At 45.3% G+C, this 20,914-nt stretch carries 16 protein-coding genes; all 16 read left to right on the top strand.

Annotated features, from left to right (window positions below):
* Positions 1–2: 2 nt before the first annotated feature.
* The 16 genes from tssA to FFR00_RS05965 all read left to right on the top strand — a co-directional run bounded on the left by tssA (position 3) and on the right by FFR00_RS05965 (position 20,905).
* On the top strand, positions 3–1,115 hold the full coding sequence (gene tssA / locus FFR00_RS06040; protein ID WP_137672484.1) for a type VI secretion system protein TssA: 1,113 nt from the start codon (positions 3–5) through the stop codon (positions 1,113–1,115).
* A gap of 47 nt (positions 1,116–1,162) precedes the next feature.
* The gene (gene tssB / locus FFR00_RS06035; RefSeq protein WP_137672483.1) at positions 1,163–1,678 is read left to right on the top strand and encodes a type VI secretion system contractile sheath small subunit; all 516 of its coding nucleotides are present in this window, start codon (positions 1,163–1,165) and stop codon (positions 1,676–1,678) included.
* Positions 1,675–3,168, top strand: coding sequence for a type VI secretion system contractile sheath large subunit (gene tssC / locus FFR00_RS06030; RefSeq protein ID WP_137672482.1), 1,494 nt, complete (start codon positions 1,675–1,677; stop codon positions 3,166–3,168). The genes tssB and tssC (FFR00_RS06030) overlap by 4 nt, the downstream gene beginning before the upstream one ends.
* A 34-nt stretch (positions 3,169–3,202) precedes the next feature.
* Complete coding sequence (gene tssC / locus FFR00_RS06025; protein WP_137672481.1) at positions 3,203–4,759, top strand: type VI secretion system contractile sheath large subunit; 1,557 nt, start codon at positions 3,203–3,205, stop codon at positions 4,757–4,759.
* Positions 4,760–4,763: 4 nt separating this feature from the next.
* Entirely contained in the window at positions 4,764–5,573 is an 810-nt protein-coding gene (locus FFR00_RS06020) for a type VI secretion system accessory protein TagJ (protein WP_137672480.1), read from the top strand.
* Positions 5,573–6,052 carry a type VI secretion system baseplate subunit TssE gene (tssE, locus tag FFR00_RS06015; RefSeq protein ID WP_137672479.1) on the top strand — a complete coding sequence of 160 codons (480 nt, stop codon included), beginning with the start codon at positions 5,573–5,575 and terminating at the stop codon, positions 6,050–6,052. Before FFR00_RS06020 ends, tssE begins: the two co-directional genes overlap by 1 nt.
* Positions 6,053–6,055: 3 nt before the next feature.
* Complete coding sequence (gene tssF, locus FFR00_RS06010) at positions 6,056–7,885, top strand: type VI secretion system baseplate subunit TssF (protein WP_137672478.1); 1,830 nt, start codon at positions 6,056–6,058, stop codon at positions 7,883–7,885.
* Between the two features lie 66 nt (positions 7,886–7,951).
* On the top strand, positions 7,952–8,929 hold the full coding sequence (gene tssG / locus FFR00_RS06005) for a type VI secretion system baseplate subunit TssG (protein ID WP_137672477.1): 978 nt from the start codon (positions 7,952–7,954) through the stop codon (positions 8,927–8,929).
* Between the two features lie 33 nt (positions 8,930–8,962).
* Positions 8,963–11,548, top strand: coding sequence for a type VI secretion system ATPase TssH (gene tssH / locus FFR00_RS06000; RefSeq protein ID WP_137672476.1), 2,586 nt, complete (start codon positions 8,963–8,965; stop codon positions 11,546–11,548).
* A 200-nt stretch (positions 11,549–11,748) separates the two neighbouring features.
* Entirely contained in the window at positions 11,749–12,228 is a 480-nt protein-coding gene (locus FFR00_RS05995) for a type VI secretion system tube protein Hcp (RefSeq protein ID WP_137672475.1), read from the top strand.
* A gap of 65 nt (positions 12,229–12,293) precedes the next feature.
* The gene (locus FFR00_RS05990) at positions 12,294–14,108 is read left to right on the top strand and encodes a type VI secretion system Vgr family protein (RefSeq protein WP_137672474.1); all 1,815 of its coding nucleotides are present in this window, start codon (positions 12,294–12,296) and stop codon (positions 14,106–14,108) included.
* Positions 14,109–14,116: 8 nt separating this feature from the next.
* A complete protein-coding gene (locus FFR00_RS05985; protein WP_137672473.1) occupies positions 14,117–14,404 on the top strand; it encodes a PAAR domain-containing protein in 288 nt (95 codons plus the stop codon).
* A gap of 3 nt (positions 14,405–14,407) precedes the next feature.
* Positions 14,408–15,280 carry a hypothetical protein gene (locus tag FFR00_RS05980; protein ID WP_137672472.1) on the top strand — a complete coding sequence of 291 codons (873 nt, stop codon included), beginning with the start codon at positions 14,408–14,410 and terminating at the stop codon, positions 15,278–15,280.
* 17 nt (positions 15,281–15,297) lie between these two features.
* Positions 15,298–19,515 carry an RHS repeat-associated core domain-containing protein gene (locus FFR00_RS05975; RefSeq protein WP_137672471.1) on the top strand — a complete coding sequence of 1,406 codons (4,218 nt, stop codon included), beginning with the start codon at positions 15,298–15,300 and terminating at the stop codon, positions 19,513–19,515.
* Positions 19,515–19,985 carry a hypothetical protein gene (locus FFR00_RS05970; RefSeq protein ID WP_137672470.1) on the top strand — a complete coding sequence of 157 codons (471 nt, stop codon included), beginning with the start codon at positions 19,515–19,517 and terminating at the stop codon, positions 19,983–19,985. The genes FFR00_RS05975 and FFR00_RS05970 overlap by 1 nt, the downstream gene beginning before the upstream one ends.
* Positions 19,986–20,218: 233 nt before the next feature.
* The gene (locus tag FFR00_RS05965) at positions 20,219–20,905 is read left to right on the top strand and encodes a D-Ala-D-Ala carboxypeptidase family metallohydrolase (RefSeq protein WP_137672469.1); all 687 of its coding nucleotides are present in this window, start codon (positions 20,219–20,221) and stop codon (positions 20,903–20,905) included.
* Positions 20,906–20,914: the final 9 nt, after the last annotated feature.

Raw genomic sequence — 20,914 nt, 5'->3', positions numbered from 1 at the left:
GCATGTTTCTAGAATTGACCGATATCGATTTTGAACAACTGGCTCAGCCGCTTTCAGATGAACAACCTTGTGGCGAAGATCCGCGTTTAGACGCCTCGCCTATGTCTACTTATTTCACGCTTAAAGATGTGCGCAACACTGCGCGTGCTGCCGAGCGTAATGCGTTGGTGGATAACGAACCGCTACTGAGCTTTGCTAACGAATGGGACCCGATCGTTAATCAAGTTCCTGAGGTATTAGTAGAAAACTGCAAAGATCTAGAGCTGGCGGCTTGGCTTATCGAAGGCCTAGTGCGCCGTAAAGGTTTTAAAGGCCTGCGCCAAGGCTTTGATATAGCTCGAACATTGATTGAAAACCACTGGGACAATTTATATCCAAGCCCCGACGAAGACGGTGTTGTGACCCGAGTGGCTCCACTTGTGGGACTAAATGGCTACGACGGCGAAGGCACTTTATTAATGCCCATCGCCTGTGTGCCGCTGACCGATTTAATTGACGTACAGCCCTACTCTTTATGGGAGTTTGAGCAAGCCAGTGAAGTGGAGCGCTTAGAAGAGAAGAAGCGAACTCAACGTCATAACTCCGGTGCGGTGCGCTTAGAAGATATTACCAATACGGTAAAAGCCACTTCGGGTGCGTTTTTTGTTGAATTGCTGCAAGACATTGAACTGGCCAGCGAAGCTTACAAAAAGCTATCAGCCGCTATGGATGAAGCGGTTGGCGAACCCCAACCTAGCTCGCACATTATAAAGCGTTTAACCGATTGTATAGAAGCTGTGCGTTATTTAGCGGCAGATAAATTGTCGGCTGCAGAAGCACAGGCATCTATCGAAGAAATATTAGAAGAATCTGATGAACAGCCAAGCGACGCGGAAGCGGTTGCCGGGCCAAGTAATCAATTAAGGAATCGTGCAGACGCGATTCAGCAACTAGGCAAAATTGCCGAATTTTTTAAAGAAACCGAGCCTCACTCGCCAATGGCTTATGCCATTGAACAGGTGGTGCGTTGGAGTGGAATGAACTTGCCAGATCTATTGCAAGAGTTGATTTCCGACAACGATGCTCGTACGGGTTACTTCCGATTAACTGGTATTTCATCGGAATCACAGGACTAACGTGGTGCTTAGCGCTCTACGTGTTAATCAATAACAAGGAGATTGATATGGACAGTATCCACGGCAAGTTGTCTCGGGTACGCAAACCGAGAGTTCACATCACTTATGATGTAGAAACTGAAGGTGCTGCAGTTAAAAAGGAATTGCCTTTTGTAGTAGGCGTAATGGGTGATTTTGCAGGCGATAACACCGCTGCACTAAAACCATTAAAAGATCGTCGTTTTATTCAAATCGACCGTGACAACTTTGATGATGTGCTTAAGCGCATGAATCCAAAGCTTGAGTTTCGTGTTGATAACAAGCTAGCCGATGATGACTCACAAATGTCAGTGTCGCTTGAATTTAGCTCGATGAAAGATTTCGACCCTGCTGCGGTAGTAAACCAAGTTGAACCATTACGTAAGTTAATGGATACCCGTAACAAGTTACGCGATTTGATGACTAAGGTTGACCGCTCGGAAGACCTAGAGAACATCTTGGAAGAAGTATTAAACAATACTGATTCTCTGCAGAAGCTAAAAGGCGAGTTAGATAAAGAGCCTAGTGCGGAGGGCACAGAATGAGCGTAGAAAGCCAAACTGCCCTAGACCCAAGTGTTGAGGAAGCCCAAGGTTCAATCTTGGAGCAAGCTATCGGCGCAACTAAGCAAACGGATAGCTCGCGTTCAGCAGAGCTGATCCGCACGCTAGCCGATGAAGCACTTAAAGGAACTGTAAGCTGGAATAAAAACCTTACGGTGACTTTTAGAGAAGCTATTGCCGGTATCGATGAACTGATTTCTACACAGCTAGCTGAAGTTATGCACCATGAAAGCTTCCAAAAATTGGAAGGTTCTTGGCGTGGGCTTAACTACTTGGTAATGAATTCAGAAACCAGCCAAACGCTTAAAATTCGCGTACTAAGCATGAGCAAGAAAGAATTGCACAAAGACTTAAGTAAAGCGGTTGAGTTTGACCAGAGCCAAATCTTTAAAAAGGTTTATGAGTCTGAGTTTGGCACCCCAGGTGGCGAACCTTACGGCGCATTGGTAGGTGATTACGAATTTACAAATCACCCAGAAGATATTGAGTCACTAAGCTTAATGTCTAATGTAGCTGCTGCTGGTTTTGCACCGTTCTTATCTGCGTCTTCACCAGCATTGTTTGGTTTTGATAACTGGACAGAGCTAACCAAGCCGCGTGACTTAGAGAAAGTGTTTGAATCTCTTGAGTACACTAAATGGCGTTCGTTCCGTGAAAGTGAAGATTCACGTTTTGTTACCTTAGCAATGCCTCGTGTATTGGCGCGTTTACCTTATGGTGAATCAACCACGCCAATTGAAGAGTTCAACTACGAAGAATTCCAAGTTGATCCTAAAACTGGCATGTCTAAAACCACTGAGCATGACGAATACTGTTGGATGAATGCTTCTTACGTACTAGGTGTACGTATGACAGAAGCCTTTGCTAAATACGGTTTCTGTACGGCAATTCGTGGGGCAGAAGGTGGCGGTAAAGTTGAAAACTTACCATCGCATTTGTTTGTGTCTGACGATGGTGACCCAGATCTTAAGTGTCCTACCGAAATTGGTATTACCGATCGTCGCGAAGCTGAACTAAGCAAACTAGGCTTCTTGCCGCTTTGTCACTACAAAAATACTGACTACGCAGTGTTCTTTGGTTCGCAAACTTGTCAGAAACCTAAGAAGTATGACAACCCAGATGCGACGGCTAATGCAGCCATCTCGTCTCGCCTACCTTATATGATGGCCACTTCTCGTTTTGCTCATTACCTAAAAGTAATGGCGCGCGACAAGATTGGTAGCTTTATGGAAGCTGAAGACGTAGAGACTTGGTTAAACCGTTGGATATTAACCTTTGTTAATGCTTCTGAGGGTGGTGGCCAAGAGATTCGTGCTAAGTACCCACTGGCTGATGCAAAAGTGCAGGTGAAAGAAATTCCTGGTGCCCCTGGTTCGTACAACGCGGTTGCGTGGTTACGCCCATGGTTACAAATGGAAGAGCTAACTACTTCATTGCGCTTAGTTGCAAAAATTCCAGAAATTGGTGGCTAAATAGATGGCGGGTCGCAAGGCCCGCTAATTTCTTATGACGATGACTCAAACTTTACCACCACTGAGTTTTGTGGACAGCCAAAACCTGCATCAAGTTGAGACTGATACTCAACATGTTGATGTGGATTGGTGTGCCCAGAGCCAAGTGGTAGATAAGTTTCTAGCGGCAGAAGACGCCTACTTAGCGCTACGTATATGGTTAGAACGTGATAACCAGCAATACAACACCGCTTGGACAGCAGAAACCTTAAGGCCGATATTGCTGCGCGCCATTCGCGATATTGATGAACGCTTAAACGACCAAGTTAACGCAATTATTCATCATGATCGCTTTCAGCAATTAGAAGCAAGTTGGCGCGGGGTTAAGTACCTCACCGACAATGCGGGCACTCAAGATCATAGCTTAGTGACCAAGGTTAAGCTGATCAGCATTAACTGGCGTGAGTTGTGTAGAGACGTATCGCGCGCGATTGAGTTTGACCAAAGTGAACTGTTCAAACTTATCTATACCAATGAATTCAATATGCCGGGAGGTGAGCCTTTCGGCATGATCGTGGGTGATTACGCCATCAGCCATAAAGCCAAGCCGGGCATGCCCACCAATGACATTGAAGCGCTCCGCGCAATTAGTCATGCCTCTGCGGCAGCTTTTGCACCCTTTGTCACGGGGGCAGCACCCTCAATGTTTGGGGTGGATTTCTTTAGTGAATTGGCGTCGGTCAGCGATATCAGTGCGCAGTTTTCTCAAGCTGAATACCTTAACTGGCGCAAATTACGCAGCCAAGAAGACTCACGCTTTTTGGGCATTACCGCACCCAATATTTTAATGCGCGAACCTTACCAGCAAGATGGTCGCCGCCAAGAAGGTTTCATGTTTGTAGAGCAAGTAAACGATGCCGAAGGTGATTACTTGTGGGGCAATGCAGCTTATGGCGTTGCCACTGTCGCTTTGCGCGCGTTTAAAGAATCCGGTTGGTTTAGCCAAATACGTGGCTTGCAACCAGGCCAATACAAACATGGTTTGCTGTTTGATTTGCCTAGTTCGCGTTTTAAGTTGTCTCGGCATATTCGCTCAGCCAAACCCTCGGTAAATTTACAAGTCGGCGACCGTTTAGAAAAACAGTTATCTGACAGTGGTTTTATTCCGGTCTCTACCGTGCCGCATACCGAACATTTGGTGTTGTATAGCAATGCCTCAGTAAATTTACCGAAACATTACGACAGCTTGTCGGTAACGGTGAATGCGCGTTTATCGTCAATGCTGCAATACGTTATGTGTGTTTCACGTTTTGCTCATTATTTAAAAGTGATGGGGCGTGATCGGGTGGGCTCTTTTGAAAATGCCGATTCGATAGAACGCGACTTACAATCTTGGTTGCGCAGTTACACCACCGCATCCGATGAAGCCTCTGATGAAATTAGAGCGCGCTACCCCTTAAACGAAGCCAATATTCAAGTGAAGGAACAATCCGGCAAGCCGGGCCATTACTACTCGATTATTCATTTACGTCCGCACTTTCAGCTAGACCAAATGATCTCAAGTATTCGCCTGATAACCGAGTTATCTCCAAGCTATAAACAAGCAGGATAAACAGATGCAACAACAAATTAAGCAGTTGATTCAAGTAGGACAATTAAGCGAAGCGATTGCCGCTACCATCGCGCATTTAAAGGTTAAACCTAAAGATTTAGAAGCGCGCAGCAGCTTTATTGAATTGTTATGTATCGACGGTCAGCTAGAGCGAGCAGATCAGCAGTTAGATTTGCTGGTAAAGCAGCACCCAGAATGTGTACCAGGCGCGCTTAATATGCGTCAAATCGTGCACGCTGCACAATCTCGAGTAGATTTTGCCAATGGCGGCGATACCGCCACCTTAACCAGTGGTGCAAAACAAAGCCTTACTCCTTTGGTAGAGCTGCGTTTAGCCTTGTTGAATCAAGATAAGCCAGAGCTTGAAAGAACGGCTCAGCAATTGGAAGCCCTGCGCGAGAACGCGCCACTAGATATCAATGAAAAAAGCTGCGACGAGTTGCGTGATATTGATGACAGCTTAGCGGGTTACCTGGAAGCCTTTGGTTCTAATGGTTTGTATTACTTGGTGCCGTTCTCTGAAGTGACGTGGTTAAAACTATTGCCTGCCAATAACTTGTTTGAGCACATTTGGCGTCGTGCAGAAATCGACATTAAAGATGGCCCAACCGGCGAAGTATTTATCCCAATGACCTACCTAGCCAGCGAAACTGATGCTGAGAAACTAGGTCGTGAGACCGATTGGCAGCCAATGCTAGAGAGTGAGTTTTACCAAGGCCGTGGCCAAAAGCTGTGGCTGGTTAATGATGACGCACTAACCCTATCGCAGCTGGAATCATTTACTGAAACCAAACAAGTTGAGACCGCCGAATAATGAGCGCAGTTCAACCGGCCTTACAACTCTCATTGCTTGATCGATTGAGCAATACCTTGGATGAGGATATTAACTCAACCAACGTGTATTCCAATTATGGTCGTCAGGCATATCGACGCAGTATTCGTCGGGATTTGGAAGCCTTGTTGAACGCTAAATTGCATTGGCATACCTGGCCTGAATGGTACGGCGAGTTGGATCTTTCTTTGTTTAGCTATGGCTTACCTGATTTTTCATCAATGCCTTTAAGTAGCCAAGATGGTCGCGACAAGTTGTGCCAAATTGTTGAGCAAACCATTCGCAAATTTGAGCCTCGTTTTATCGATTTATCGGTGACCACAGTGAGTGAAGAGCAACCCTTAGATAGGGTAATGCGATTACGGATCCATGCCTTATGCCATGCCGATCCCGAGCCTGAAGAAATGACCTTTGATTCAGAAGTAGAGCCCCTAAGTCTTGGCATCAAGATAGTTGAGTAGAGCATGAGCGACGAGTTATTAAAGTACTACAATCGAGAGCTAGCGTATCTGCGCCATATGGGAGCAGAGTTTGCCGAGCGTTACCCAAAAGTAGCTGGGCGCTTACGCATGAGCGAAGACAATGTAGAAGATCCACATGTCTCTCGTTTGTTAGAAGGTGTCTCGCTGCTCACCGCTCAAGTTAGGCAGAAGTTAGACGACAGTTTTCCTGAGTTAACCGAAGCCTTGTTAGGTCAGCTTTACCCTGATTATCACGCGCCTATTCCGTCGATGTCAGTGATTAAAATGAGTACGCAAAACGTCACCGACTATAGCTTGATGATCCCTAAAGGCACTGAATTAGAAACCCAGGTTCCGGGATACAAGAACTGCCGTTTTAACACTTGTTACGACACCCAAATGTGGCCAGTTGAAGTGACTCAAGCCAAATTTGAAGGGGCCCCGTTTAAAGCGCCGCGACCTAACTTTCAAAAGAACGCTTCTGCGGTAATAAAGCTGCGTTTGAGTTGTGAATTTGATGAAGTAGCGTTTAGTGACTTAGGTGTCGATAAATTACGTTTTTATATTCATGGCCAGTCGCAATTAAGTTATCAGCTATACCAACTGATATTTCAATCTAGTGTTGGTATGGCGTTTGCGGCGCCGGGCAGTTTAACTGCCACTCAATACCTACAAGCACGGCATATTAGTGCGGTAGGTTTTGGCGACGATGAAAAAGTAGTGCCCTATGACCAACGTACTTTTAACGGTTATCGCTTACTGGTTGAGCACTTTCTTTGCCCAGAAAAATTCATGTTCTTTGAGCTACAAGATCTAGACCCAAGCTGGTTTGGTGAACAACATGAAGTGGATTTATACATCTATCTGGATTCTGACTCAGACATTCTGGCCAAACAACTAACCGCCGACAACATTATGCTGGGCTGTGTGCCAGTGATTAATTTGTTTGAAGACGAGTTGGAGCCCTTACGCTTAGACCCTGCACGTTTTGAGCACCGTTTAGTGCCGCGTTATCGTGATGCTGATATCTCTGAAGTCGTGAGAGTGACAGAGGTTGAAGCCTTTGACCAACACGACAATAGTGTGGATGTTACGCCGTTTTATGGCAGCCAACTGCCGCACTACCCGCAAGCAGGAAACCTATTTTGGACCTTGCGCCGTGAGCTTAATAAATGGGCGGGCGGACATGATGAGCCAGGCGTAGAAAGTTACTTAGCAGTGGTTGATGGTAACGCTAAGCCGCTAGATATAGATGAGCACGACCAATGGCTAGTATCGGCCAAAGCCTTATGCAGCAACCGTAATTTACCGGCGCGTTTACCGTTTGGTGGTGGTCAACCTTCAATTTTAGTTCCGAGTCGTGCTGACTCACTAAAAAATGTACGTTGTTTACTGCCGTTTAGTGAGCCCATCCGCCCAGCAATGTTTGATGCATCTCGTTGGCAATTGGCTAGCCATTTAACGCTGAATCACTTTAGCCAACCTAATGCGGTAAAACTGTTGCAAGAGTTACTGCAACTCTATGATTTTAAACAATCTCCACAAACCAAAGTGCTGATTGAAGCCATCGCGAAAGTGAATATTGAACGCGCCACTGCACGGGTTGTGCAAAATGGCCGAGTAGGCTTTTGCCATGGTTCAGACATTATTCTGGAATTTGTTAATCAAGATCTGTCTGGAATTAACCTGTTTTTCTTTGGCAATGTATTGGCGCACTTCTTTGCGCAGTACACCACGATTAATAGCTTTACTCGTCTGTCGATTAAATTGCTAGGTGATAGCAATGTATTGCACCGCTGGCCAGCAATGGCCGGTGACAAGGAGCTGATATGAGCACTGTAATCAGCAGCAAAGTGCTAGCTTTCAACGCAGTTTATACAAGGCGGCTTAAGCACTGATATGAAGCTATTTGATACCTTAAACAGCGGTAGCGAGCAAGATTTCCACCATAGTGTAGTGGCGATTCAAGCGAGTCGCGGCGCGCAGCATAGTGGTGTTGGCTCAGACACCTTGCCAAAGCATGAAGCGTTGCGCTTTAAGGTGCCGCAAAACTTAGGTTTTCCTGGTAAAGCTTTAGAGCGCGTAGATGTACCTCATACTGCTGAGCAGCCTTACGAGGTATACGTTAATTTCTTTGGTTTAACTGGGCCAAGTGGCGTAATGCCAAGGCATTACAGCGAATGGGTGATGGATCGCTGTAAGCAAAAAGATGAATCAATGCGTGATTTCTTAGACATTTTTCATCATCGATTGATTTCGCTGTATCACCGCGCCTGGGAAAAGTACCAATTTCCACTGCAGTACCAGCGTCAGCTACAAACCGATAAGAAAGACCCAATTTCGATGGCCTTGCATTCTTTGGCTGGCACCTCTGATCACACCCAACAGTTTTTGGGCGGTTTGTTTGCGCAGTCAATTCGTAGTGCTCAAGGTTTAAAACAAATTGTAGAGGCGCTGTCTGGCTGCAAGGTAGTGATAAATGAGCGCTTAGGCCAGTGGTTGGCGCTTACCGAAGAAGAACAAAGCAGTTTAGCTAGCCGTGTAAATCCTGAGGGGCAACATGCCCAACTTGGACGCAGCGCCACCTTGGGTAGCAAGGTATGGGATGTAGGTTCTGCCCTTGAGATTGAAATTCATGCCGCCAACCAGTTGCGGGCTCAGCAGTTATTGCCGGGCAGTAAAACATTAACACTATTACAAAAAACAGTAGCCGAATACCTACCTGCACATGTGCGACCGCGTTGGAGCTTAATGGCTCGTTATCGCGATATGCCTAGTTCGCGTTTAGGTAAAAGCGGCTTGGGCTTAGGCCAAGGTAGCGCGCTAACCATTAATAGTAAGCGTATGGACGAACAAACCAAAATCCCCATCGCGTAAACGATTTTGTTTAAAGGATTATAGGAAGTATAGATGTCGACAATGACTTTAAAATCAATGGTAGAGAAGCTATCACCAGCAGCTAAACAAAGTTTAGAAGCGGCTGCTGCTCTCTCTAATAGCCGTAGCCATTTTAGTGTAGAAATCCAACATTGGTTATTGGCCATGTGTGAAGGCCAAACCGAAGATCTAATGCTGGTGGCAGAGCACTTCGGCGTAGATTTGGATGGCCTTACTAGCGATTTAAATCGCAATTTAGAGCGTGCTAAAACGGGTAATCAGCAAACTCCGGGCTTGTCACCGCAAATTGTTAGCTTGTTAAGTGCGGCTTGGATGGCGGCCACCATTGAATATGACAGCGGCAACATTGCCCCTATTCATATCATTCATGCTTTATTGAATGACGATACGCTTAGCTTCAATACCATGCATTTTCTAAAGCATTTAGAAAGTGTAGATCCAGCCCAGTTAGCGCAGGTTTGGCCAACCTTAAGCCAAAATGCTGAAGCGGCACCTGCCAACAAAGCTAGCGGTTCAGGCAAAACGCCAAACCTTGATCAATTTACTATCGACCTAACCGAGCAAGCACGTTCTGGCAAGTTAGACCCAATTTTAGGCCGTGACGAAGAAATCCGTCAGATGATTGATATTCTTACTCGTCGTCGCCAAAACAACCCAATCCTTACTGGTGAAGCGGGCGTAGGTAAAACAGCCGTTGTAGAGGGTTTAGCCCAGCGTATCGCCGATAACGATGTGCCAGAATCGCTACAAAATGTGAAAATTCACGTGCTTGATTTAGCCCTGTTACAAGCAGGCGCAGGCATGAAAGGCGAATTCGAAAATCGACTAAAAGCGGTGATTAGCGAAGTAAAAAGTTCTGCTACACCGATTGTGGTATTTATCGATGAAGCCCACACATTAATTGGTAGTGGCGGGCAGGCAGGTCAAAACGATGCTGCCAATATTCTTAAGCCAGCGCTAGCGCGTGGCGAGCTGCGTACCATTGCTGCGACTACATGGGCAGAGTACAAAAAGTACTTCGAAAAAGATGCTGCCTTAACCCGCCGTTTCCAAGTGGTAAAAGTAGAAGAGCCTAGCGAAGACAAAGCGATTGTTATGTTGCGTGGTTTATTGCCGGTAATGGAAAAGCACCATCGCGTAGCAATTAGCGACCAAGCCTTGCAAGCCGCGGTGCGTTTATCAAGTCGTTACATTAACGGTCGTCAACTGCCTGATAAAGCAGTGGCATTGTTAGATACCGCTTGTGCGCGTGTAGCAATGAGCCAAGCTTCTACACCAGCTCAAGTAGAGCGTTTACAACGTAAGCAGCAGCAACTTACTGCGCAAATTGAGCAGCTTGAACGTGAGCAATTAACCGGCTCAGAGCACCAAGAGTTATTAAGCCAGCTAAATGCAGAATTAGTGGACACCAATACCGCCTTTGAGCAAGCCGAAAGCACTTGGCGTGACGAACAAGGCATGGTGCTGCAAGCCAAGCAACATTCTGATGTCATTCTAAATACTGAAGAACAGCAAGAAGATGATACCCGTGAGCAACTCATTGAGCTGAAAGCGAACTTAGCTGAAGTGGCTCAGCCAATGGTTTTTCTAGAGGTAGACGAAGTATTAGTGGCTGAAGTGATTGCCGATTGGACGGGAATTCCTCTAGGGCGCATGCAGTCGGACGAAGTGGAAACCATTCTTAGCCTACCGCAAAAAATGGGCGAGCGAATTGTTGGCCAAGATCACGCCTTAGAGCTGATTAGCAAAGTGGTGCAAACTGCGCGTGCGCAGTTAAGTGATGAGCGTAAACCTAATGGTGTGTTTTTACTTACCGGTCCAAGTGGTACTGGTAAAACCGAAACGGCGCTTACCTTAGCCGAACAAGTGTATGGCAGCGAAGATAACTTAACGGTTATTAACATGTCGGAGTTTAAAGAAGAGCACAAAGTATCTCTTTTAGTGGGCTCACCTCCGGGATACGTAGGTTATGGCGAAGGTGGAGTACTGACTGAAGCCGTGCGCCGCAAGCCATACAGTGTAGTACTACTTGATGAAATGGAAAAAGCCCACCCAGGTGTGCAAGACGTGTTTTATCAAGTGTTTGATAAAGGCACCATCAAAGATGGCGAAGGTCGAGACATCGACTTCAAAAACACCATCATCATTATGACCTCAAATGTGGGAACCGAAACCACCACTGCCTTGTTTGAAGATGAAGAAACAGCCCCTGACATTGAAGGTTTAAAGCAAGCCTTAAGTGATGATTTGCTCGCCGTGTTTAAGCCTGCCTTTATTGGCCGCCTAAACCTGATCCCTTTTGTACCGCTTAATCGCGATACCCTCAACCAAATCGTTCGCCTACAGCTAAGTCGAGTAGAGCAGCGTTTTGCACGTAATTACCAAGCTGAATTGAGTTTTTCAGAGGACGTGGTTGAGCATTTAAATGCCCAATCGCAAAACGCAGATGTGGGGGCTCGGGCAATCCAAAATAATATCCAGAATGAATTGTTACCAATAATTTCGAATGTGGTGTTGGAAACAATATCTCAGCGTAAAGATATACAGAAAATAAGCGTTGATATGGTAGATGACACTTATTCTGTTGAAATGTTGTAATTAGTGTTTCTTCTATTGATCTAAATATCTATAATGTGGCTCTTACCATGTTTATGGTTGTCATTTTATTTGTTTATGTGTTTATCACTTTTATTAAAATTTGATGACTGTAATAAAGAATTTGCGCGTTTTTAAAATCGACGCATTTGAAAACTAACCCATTAGGGTGAATTTTATTTAATTAGCTAAAGGAAATTAGCATGCAAGCGAATACTTATTTGAAGTACGGCGATATCAAAGGTGAAGCGACAGCTGAACAGTACAAAGACATGATTACTCTACTAGCAGTAGATTGGTCTGTTGCTCGTGAGATTTCTTCTCACACTGGTACTGCTCAAGATCGTGAAGCTAGCTCTACACGTCTTTGTGATATCACTATTTCAAAACTGCAAGATAAAGCTTCTCCTGATCTTTTCAAAGAAGCCACTATTGGTAAAGGTAAACCAGCGGTTTTCCATATTACTAAGCAAGGCGAGAAAATCGAAGAAATCATGAAAATTGAACTAACTGACGCTATGGTTTCTAGCTACTCAGTATCAATTCAAGATGACCGTCCAGTAGAAAACATCACTATTTCTTACACAGAAATGATGATGACAGTTACTCCTACTGATGACCAAGGTAACGTTCAAGCTCCGCTTGTTTACGGTTACAGCGGTGTTAAAGGCCAACAAATGTAATTGGCTTTCTGCGGGGTGGCTTGCCATCCCGCTTTTTTTGTTTAAATAGTGTGAACATGAAGCATATGGAAAAGGCAAGTCAAAGTAAGAATATCATCCAAATAGAAACTCCTTTGGGTAAAGATGTTCTTCATCTTACTCAGTTTGATATTCAGGAAGGTATTTCTGCGCCTTTCTTAATTAATGTTTCTTGTTATACAAATGGGCAAGTAATTGCTGAAGAAGACGTTATTGGAAAGCCGGTTACCATTAATTTAGATTATCTAAAAGGTAAATCGACTGTTACCCGTTTTTTTAATGGCGTTGTGGCAAGTGTGACCTCTTTAGGGAGCCGTGTGCCCAGTGAAGCTGATGGTGAGAAATTTCAAGATTATCAGCTACAAATTGTCTCTCATTTACATTTTTTAAAGCAACGCACCAACTGCCGAATTTTTCAGAACTTAAGTGCTGACGAAATCGTTAAAAAGGTATTGGCAGAACACGGTGTGCAAGTTAAAAGTGAGCTTAAAACTAGCTATCCAACCTTAGGCTTTAAGGTGCAATACAACGAAAGTGATTTTGCCTTCATTCACCGTTTGTTAGAAGAAGTGGGTATTTTCTACTTCATCGAACATACCAAGGCAAATCATAGCGTGGTATTGGCTGATGCTTTAAGTGCCTATCGTGAAGCCGATGAAAGCAAAGTGGCCTTCACCACGGGATCGTTGTCGGAGTCTCATGTATTTTCTTGGAGCGGTAACCTTAATATTACGCCAGGTCGGGTAAGTAAAGGGGGGTTTGATTTTGTAAAACCTAGTGCTAAACCTAAGGGTGAGCATCAAAATACCGCCTTAGCCAAGCAGCAGAAAAGCGCTGAAGTATTTGAATATTATGCTGGCTCAGAGTTTAATCCACAGTTACAAACATCGGCTAACGTTGCGTTAGAAGCAATGCAGCGCGATGCGCTTATTTGCAGCGGCGGTAGTACCTGCGCCACCTTTACCGCTGGCCAATATTTTAGCTTTAAGTCGCATGAAGATCCGGCTCAAGTGAATAAAACTTACTTGATTACTCAATTATCATTGAGTGTCGCCATTGCTAGTCAAACTGGTGCAGCTAAAAATAGTGGCCAAGTATTGCACAATCAGTTTTCTTGTATTCCCTCAGATGTGTTGTTTAGACCTTCCCAAGCCACTGCCCGGCCGGTGATTCATGGCGCCCAAACGGCTTTGGTAACGGGAGACCCCGGCGAAGAAATCCATGTTGATAAATATGGTCGCATTAAGGTGTTGTTCCATTGGGATCGCGAAGGTAAATCAGACGGTAACAGCTCTTGTTGGATCCGTGTTTCGCAAAGTTGGGCGGGTAGCCGCTACGGCGCGTTTTTCTTACCTAGAGTAGGTCAAGAAGTATTGGTGAGCTTTTTAGAAGGCGACCCGGATCAGCCAGTAATTACCGGTGCTTTGTATAACGGCGATCAGATGCCGCCGTACGGTTTACCGAGCAAAAAATCTCAATCTGGAATCAAAACGCGTTCTACCAAAGGCGGCGGAGACAGTAACTTTAACGAAATTCGTTTTGACGACGATACCGGGAAAGAGTTGTTGTATATGCAGGCCGAGAAGGATCTGCAAACCGAGATTAAGCAAAACCAGTCGGAAAAAATTGGTAAAGACCTTAGCGTAGAAGTGGCTGAGAACCAGTCTGAAAAAGTGGGTAAAAACCTAGTGATTGATGTAGGCAAAAACATCGATTTAGTGGCTGGTAGCAATATCACTATTAAAGCAGGTGGCGCGTCTATAACGCTTTCTAGCGGTGGCAGTATCGATATCAAAGGTACCTCTATTTCTATCAATGGCACGTCTATCGCGCTAAAAGCGCCAGCTATTTCACTTAATTAGGAACGGTAATGGGTAAGCCAGTAGCAATGCTTGGGTCATTTCACGTGTGTCCTAAAGTTCAGAATAAGGTGCCACATGTGGGCGGCCCAGTAGTGGGTGGAAATGGCACGGTGACCGCTGGCGGTATGCCAGTGGCTTGTGTTGGTGACAAACTGGTGTGTATTGGTCCGCCGGATACTATTTCAGCAGGCTCTTCATCGGTAACGGTGGGCGGCAAAGCCGTGGCTCGTTTAGGTGATTCCACCTCACATGGTGGCAAAATTGTTGTGGGTAATCCTACTGTGTTAATAGGTTAAGCGGTGAACCTACAGCTTAATATCGATGCGCTATTGCTCGGAAAACACCATCAACTTGACGATATTTTGGGGCTAAGCGAACAAGTGCTTGAGCCACAACTGCGGGTGAGTGATGAGCACTGCTTACGTCATTTTAGTTTTTCTAAAGATGTCGTTAAGCGCATTGAAAACCTTGATTTTAGCGCGGACGCGGTATTTCTTCTGCTGCCAGAGGCTCCGTTAGAAGAAGCCAAAGGTGAGGCTTATCAAGCGCTGTTAGCGTTAGCGCCAGCCTTGGAGCAAGCCACTAAAGTGTATTTGTTTCCTTATGGGAGAAGCGCAATGCAGTTGGCGCTTCGGCAAGCTTTGAAGCTGTTCGAGCAACAAACAATTAGCACGATTCAGCTGGTCGCGTATCACCAAGACGAACGCTTGCAAGCAAATGCTGCCGAGAGTGAGTCGCCGAGTGTGGCTAGCCAGTGTTTTATTGCAGCTAGCCTACAACCGGCTAAAAAAGGATTTACGATCCCATGGGCGAGCTACGAGGTACAAACGCCCGACAAGAGTGTTGAAGCCACGGTCAGCGCACTTATTCAACGCTATCGGCAACAGTGCGGCGAAAGCTTAACGCAATGTTATTTACCCAGTGCATTAAATACTGAATTAATGGATGCATGGCTAAATGCTTATCAGCAGTTTCAAGACTGCGTCGGTTCGCGTAGCCAAGTTATTTTTGCCGATGCCCGCGTTGGCGATTTGGGTGTATGTAGCGGCTTGTACAATTTGTGTCACTTATTTATGCATTACCAGCGAAAGAAGCATGCTGGTGTGAGTTTTCAATTAGATATTTCTGATAAGACCTACCGCAGCGCAATGATGCTGGCTTGGGTCGCTTAGTGGTGTAGAGCAGCAGTATGGATGGAACCCAAAAACAAGTAGTTAAAGGGATAGACGGCTACGCCTATGAGTTTTTCTCTGGCACTAAGCGCTCTTCAATCGCTCCGGCTTTTAACGACTCAAATGCAGCCGATAGCTTTTTAGCTAACTTTGGCGGCGTAGCTGATGCGAACGGTAAAGGATTACAACGATTATATAATTTAGTGTCTAATCAAAAAAACGGTGACCGACACCAACAATTGATTAGTGCATTGCTTAATGGCGAGGTGTGGTTTTATGCTCAAAAAGAGCAGCAACTGCCTAGCCATAACCCCTCTTCGAGACCCTCCCGAAGTTCATCCGTCCTGAATGAACCCAAAGCTTCGGGAGGGCGCTCGAAGACCCAAAGTAACGGCAAAGATAAACACAGTGACGACGCGGTAGAGCAAGCGGTAGACCACCTGGATACGCAAACCTGTGGCGACCCAGTAGTAATGAGCAGCGGCGAGGAAGTACTGGAGCTAGAAGATGTTTGTTTAAGCGGTCATGTCGCTCTGCGTTGGCAGCGTTGTTATCGTTCAAGCTTGTCTCATATTAACGAGGGGATGGGAGTAGGTTGGCGCCATAACTTTCATTATTCTCTAGAAGAGCAAACCGGTGAACAAGCCGGCTGGCTATTTACTGATGCCTTGGGTCATCAGCAATTTTTCCCTTATGTTGCTCCTGGCGGCAAAAGTAGCCAGCTAAAATCTGGCGTGGTGCTGCAGCATAAAACTGACGAAATCACTATTAGCGGCAGTGACGGCAAATTGCTGCGATTTACCAAAGATCAGCAGCATTGGTTATTAAGCAAAATGTCTGAGGGTGTAGATACCACCTACCGCTTGCGTTATTCAGCGGCACAGCGCTTAACCAGTGTTGAGGTGAATCACAGCCAGCAATTGTTCTTACGTTACGACTTAGAAGGCCGATTGGTGGAAGCGCGTAGCAGTAAAGCAACGGATGCGCAGATTTACGCCAGTTACACTTATGATGATGACAATCAGTTAGTTAGCGCCACCAATCGTTTAAACCAACAAGAGCAATACCGTTACCAGCAAGGCTTGTTAATTCAACGTACTCGCGCTTCAGGCTTTTCACATTATTTTCGTTGGGATGGCTCAAACCAGCATGCTCGATGTATAGAGCAGTGGGGCGATAACGAGCATTATCACTATCGCTTTGAATATGAGCTTGAGCAGGGTATTAGCCGCAGTTTCGACAGTTTTAATCACTGCTGGAGTTACTTGCATAATCTTCAGGGGCAAATTCTTAAGAAAACCGCACCCGACGGCGCAAGCTGGCAATATGAATATGATGAGCTGCAGCGAAAAGTGGCTGAGGTAGACCCAAACGGTGCCACTCGTCGTTTTCATTACAACAGCGTAGGCCAGTTGGACGCAGAGCAACATCCCAACAAAAGCCTTACTCGTTACCACTATAACCGTTTGGGTTTTATCTCTCAGATAGACTACGCCGACGGTTCAAACCTTAAGCGTGAATTTAATAGCCTTGGCTTATTAACTCAGGAAACTGACGTACAGGGTGTAGTCACGCAGTATCGTTACGATGCGCAAAGCCGCTTAGTGAATAAGTCGGCCAGCAACCAAGTCACGCAAACGTACTGGTGGAACGAGCAAGGTTTACTCAGTGCCAAGCAAGAAGGCGAAGCGTTAACACGTTATAGCTATAACGCGATTGGTGAATGTAATGGCCAGGTTGATGTAAGCGGCTGGGTAAGCCAGTTCGAACGCGATGCACAAGGCAATGTGATTAGCGTCGTGGGTTATCATCAAGATTCACCAGAAAATAAGCAACAGCGCAAGTATACTTATGATGATGCAGGGCGCGTTAGCCGCGTTACCGACCCCTTGGGTCGCAGCACCAGCTTTGAATACGAGGGTTTATCGCAGCCCAGTAAACAGATAAACGCTGACGGCTCGTGGTTGGCATTTAGTTATGACAAAGAGCGTAACCTTACCAGCATTGAACGTAGTGACGGCCAAACTTACCAACTGGAATATGACAGCTGCGAACGGATTAGCAAAACCATTGGTTTTGATGGGCGTGAACAAGCTTACCAATACAATTTGGTTGGCCAACTTACCCAAGTCGCTGAAAACAGCCAGCGCCTGGTTCAATTAAAGCGCAATGCCATCGGCCAAGTGATAGAGCAGCGCAGCACTGGTAGCGACGGCATTAGCCTCATCAATAGTTTTGCCTATGATATTAACGGCCGTACAGCGTCTGCCAATAACGCTGCTCGAAAGAGCCGTTTTAGCTATTTTGCTAATGGGCAATTACAAGAACACTGGCAAGATAACTGGCAAACCTTGCATCAGTTGAATACGCAAGGCTTACGTAGCCATACCACCTTACCCGACGGTGGCACGCTGAGTTACCACTACGATGAACAAGGCCGATTAACCGAGCTTAAGTTTAACCAGCAAGCCATTATGCAGCGCCACTTTACCGATGCGGGCAAAGAAGCGGGACGCCATTTAAGCAATAGCCATCATCTACATAACGAATACGACCCACAAGGCCGCTTGCTTAAGCAGCAATGGATAACAGACACAGGCCAAGGCGAAACGGCCAACATAGCGCGTGACTATCGCTTTGATGCGGGTGACCAACTTATCGGTGTAAACGACAGCGAGTTAGGCAGTAAAAATTACGCCTACGATGCACTGAGCCAGCTGACTAAAGCCAACAGCTTAAGTGAACACAACCAACAGTTTGAGTTTGATAGCTTTGCTAACCCAAAACAAGCAGAGCGGGTGGGCGATAAACTGATTAGCGTTAATGAGCGCAGTTATCGCTACGACCGCTACGGCAACCAAGTTAGCGCCAGCCAAGCCAACGCTCGCCAACAGCGAGTATTTAATGGCTTAAATCAATTGGTAAGCATCAACCAAGCAGGCAGCAACACCCTTTATCAATACGATGCTTTAGGTCGCCGCGCCAGCAAAACCACCGCCGCAGGCAAAGTAGATTATTTGTGGGAAGGCCAAACACTCATCGGTGAACACAGCCAAGGCCAGTTCACTTGGTACGTATACGAGCCAAATAGCCATCGCCCACTGGCGATGATTAAACAGGGCCAGATTTACCACTACCACTTAGACCATATCGGTACGCCAATTCGTTTAAGCGACGAGCAAGGCAACATAATGTGGCAAGCCCATTACCAAGCCTATGGCGCGATTGAACAACTCAGCATCAGCAAAATAGACAACCCGCTGCGTTTTCAGGGCCAGTATTTTGATGATGAAAGCGGCTTGCATTACAACTTTCATCGCTACTACTGCCCGCAGCAAGGGCGGTATATACAACAAGACCCAATTGAACTGCTCGGTGGCTTAAACCTTTACCAATACACACCAAGCCCGACTAATTGGGTAGATCCTCTGGGCTTATGTAAAGAAGATGGAACACCGTTGTTAGCTGGCTTACCGTTATTAGCACCAGCGGCACAACCACTAGCATCATCTGGCTCCCAAGTATTAGGGCAATACGTTGGCCGACAAGCCGCAAACCAAGCCGTATACGCAGTCGCTAATCGCTCACTAGTAGCAGCTTTAATACCAAAATCTCCTTGGGCATTGTTGTTTTATTCAGCTGACGTAGGTGCTGGTTCAGACGACGTTGATGGCTTCATTCAAAAACAAGCCGCACAAGATGAGTTGGGACATCGTACTTGGTTGGCTAATGGCGGTGATGGTAGTATTGACGAGTGGAAATCGCAGGGCAGGCCATCTGAGACAAGTGACAAAGAAATACCCGATGTTGTATTTGAAGGTGGAAGTACGTATTCAGAAAGATTGAAACAAACTCCAGTAAATGGAACGTGGACTGGTGAAAGGGGTGAGTCTACTTTCAATCATATAGACCCAGAAGTTAACGCTCTGACAGATAACAAAGGCGTAGCTTATAAGAACGCTTACCCAAATTTTAATCCTTTTTCGTCTGGAACTGTCGAAATTGATATGACTACATCTAGAGATAAGAACTTTAGGCGAGCTGATAAGGCTCTTGCTGAGAAGAAAGGTGTCTCACCAGCCGAGGTGAGAAACTGGAGAAGGGAAAGCAAATATACTTGGCATGAGGTTGAAGATTTAACAACCATGGAATTGGTTCATACTGACCTAAATGGTAAATTCGGCCATATGGGTGGTATTGGAGAGTTAGAGCGAGGAAAACAGCGGAGTGAATAATGAATGTAAACGATGAGCTATTTGGATGTTTAGAATACGATGACTCTTGGATTGGTGCTGTTTCGTTACCTTTTTTTTCTGAAGTTAGGGAAGCTGAACTTGTAATTGAATGTTACGAAGGTGAAGAAATAACAGAATTGCAAAAGCGGTCTTTTAGACATTTGCTGCTCGACCCAACCGCGCTGATGTCTGAAGTTAATGACAAAATTTTTGCTCACTACAAAGAGTCATATCAAGAGTACCGAACAAAATTTGGTATTGATGCCCGAGATGAGTTAGCTCCCGAAATAAACTCAACAGATGAAATGATTAGCATTATCGATCTTAAAACTGTGTTTCTTCCCCAGGCACCTGAATCAAATATGTATTTGGGTATTATTTATACTTGTTCATGGGAGCCTGAATTAGGACTTGGAGTAAAAGTAGTAAATGGTTCAATTCAAGTTGGAACTCAAGATTTAGTCTTATAAATATAATAATTGGTTTACGGCTCTCTATAGATTTAGTTGTCGTTACCACCTTCTCTACTGTTGCCAGTCAGCAAAGCTCAAAGCGTTCGTTCAATTTCCGTTGTATCAGGAACAGAATAAACGAGGGCAGAGTCACTTTAAGCCCCTCTTTGCGTACAGATAGCATTATGGTTGTAGTTAGCGAGAAGTCGTAATAAAAATATTTTAAATATAGCTTTGTACAAGGAACAACAATGGCTAAGTTACAAATCACTCAATCAGTAGGCCTGGGTGGTGCAAACAAACCTAATGACGTAAAAGCGGTACAGACTGCTTTGAATCAAATATTAGGGCAAATACCACTAACTAAAAAATTAGTTGTAGATGGCAAACTGGGTACTAAACCAGAAAATTCAAAAACTGTAGCTGCAATCAAAGCCTTTCAAAAGAAAGTGGTTGGCATGGTTCGCCCCGATGGAAAGATAGATGCTAATGGGCGAAGTCATAAGAAGCTAAACACTACGTTAGGTAATATTAAACCAGTGGTTACTACTCCAGCTGCAGGTAAAGCTTCGACCTATTTTGCTTGGAAAGAGTTTGCTTGCCACGATAATGACAAGACACCAGTCCCCACTGAGTTAAGGCCTAGCATTAAAACACTAGCTGGGCAGCTAGATGTGTTAAGAAAAGAGTTAGGCAAACCAATAAAAATAAATAGCGCTTATAGAACACCAGAACATAACCGAAAAGTTGGCGGGACAAAAAATAGTCTTCATGTTCAAGCAAAAGCTGCAGATATTGCGGTGTCTGGTATGGCTCCAAAAGAGGTTCATGCGAAAGTGTTAGAGCTAATAGCTAGTAAGAAAATGGCTGATGGCGGCTTAGGGTTGTATAACACTTTCGTTCATTATGATGTGCGTGGCTATAAAGCCCGTTGGTAGGAATTCGAC

This window comes from Agarivorans sp. Toyoura001 (genome assembly GCF_005405585.1).
Taxonomy (GTDB): Bacteria; Pseudomonadota; Gammaproteobacteria; order Enterobacterales; family Celerinatantimonadaceae; genus Agarivorans.
This window is presented reverse-complemented; position numbering and strand designations above follow the sequence as displayed.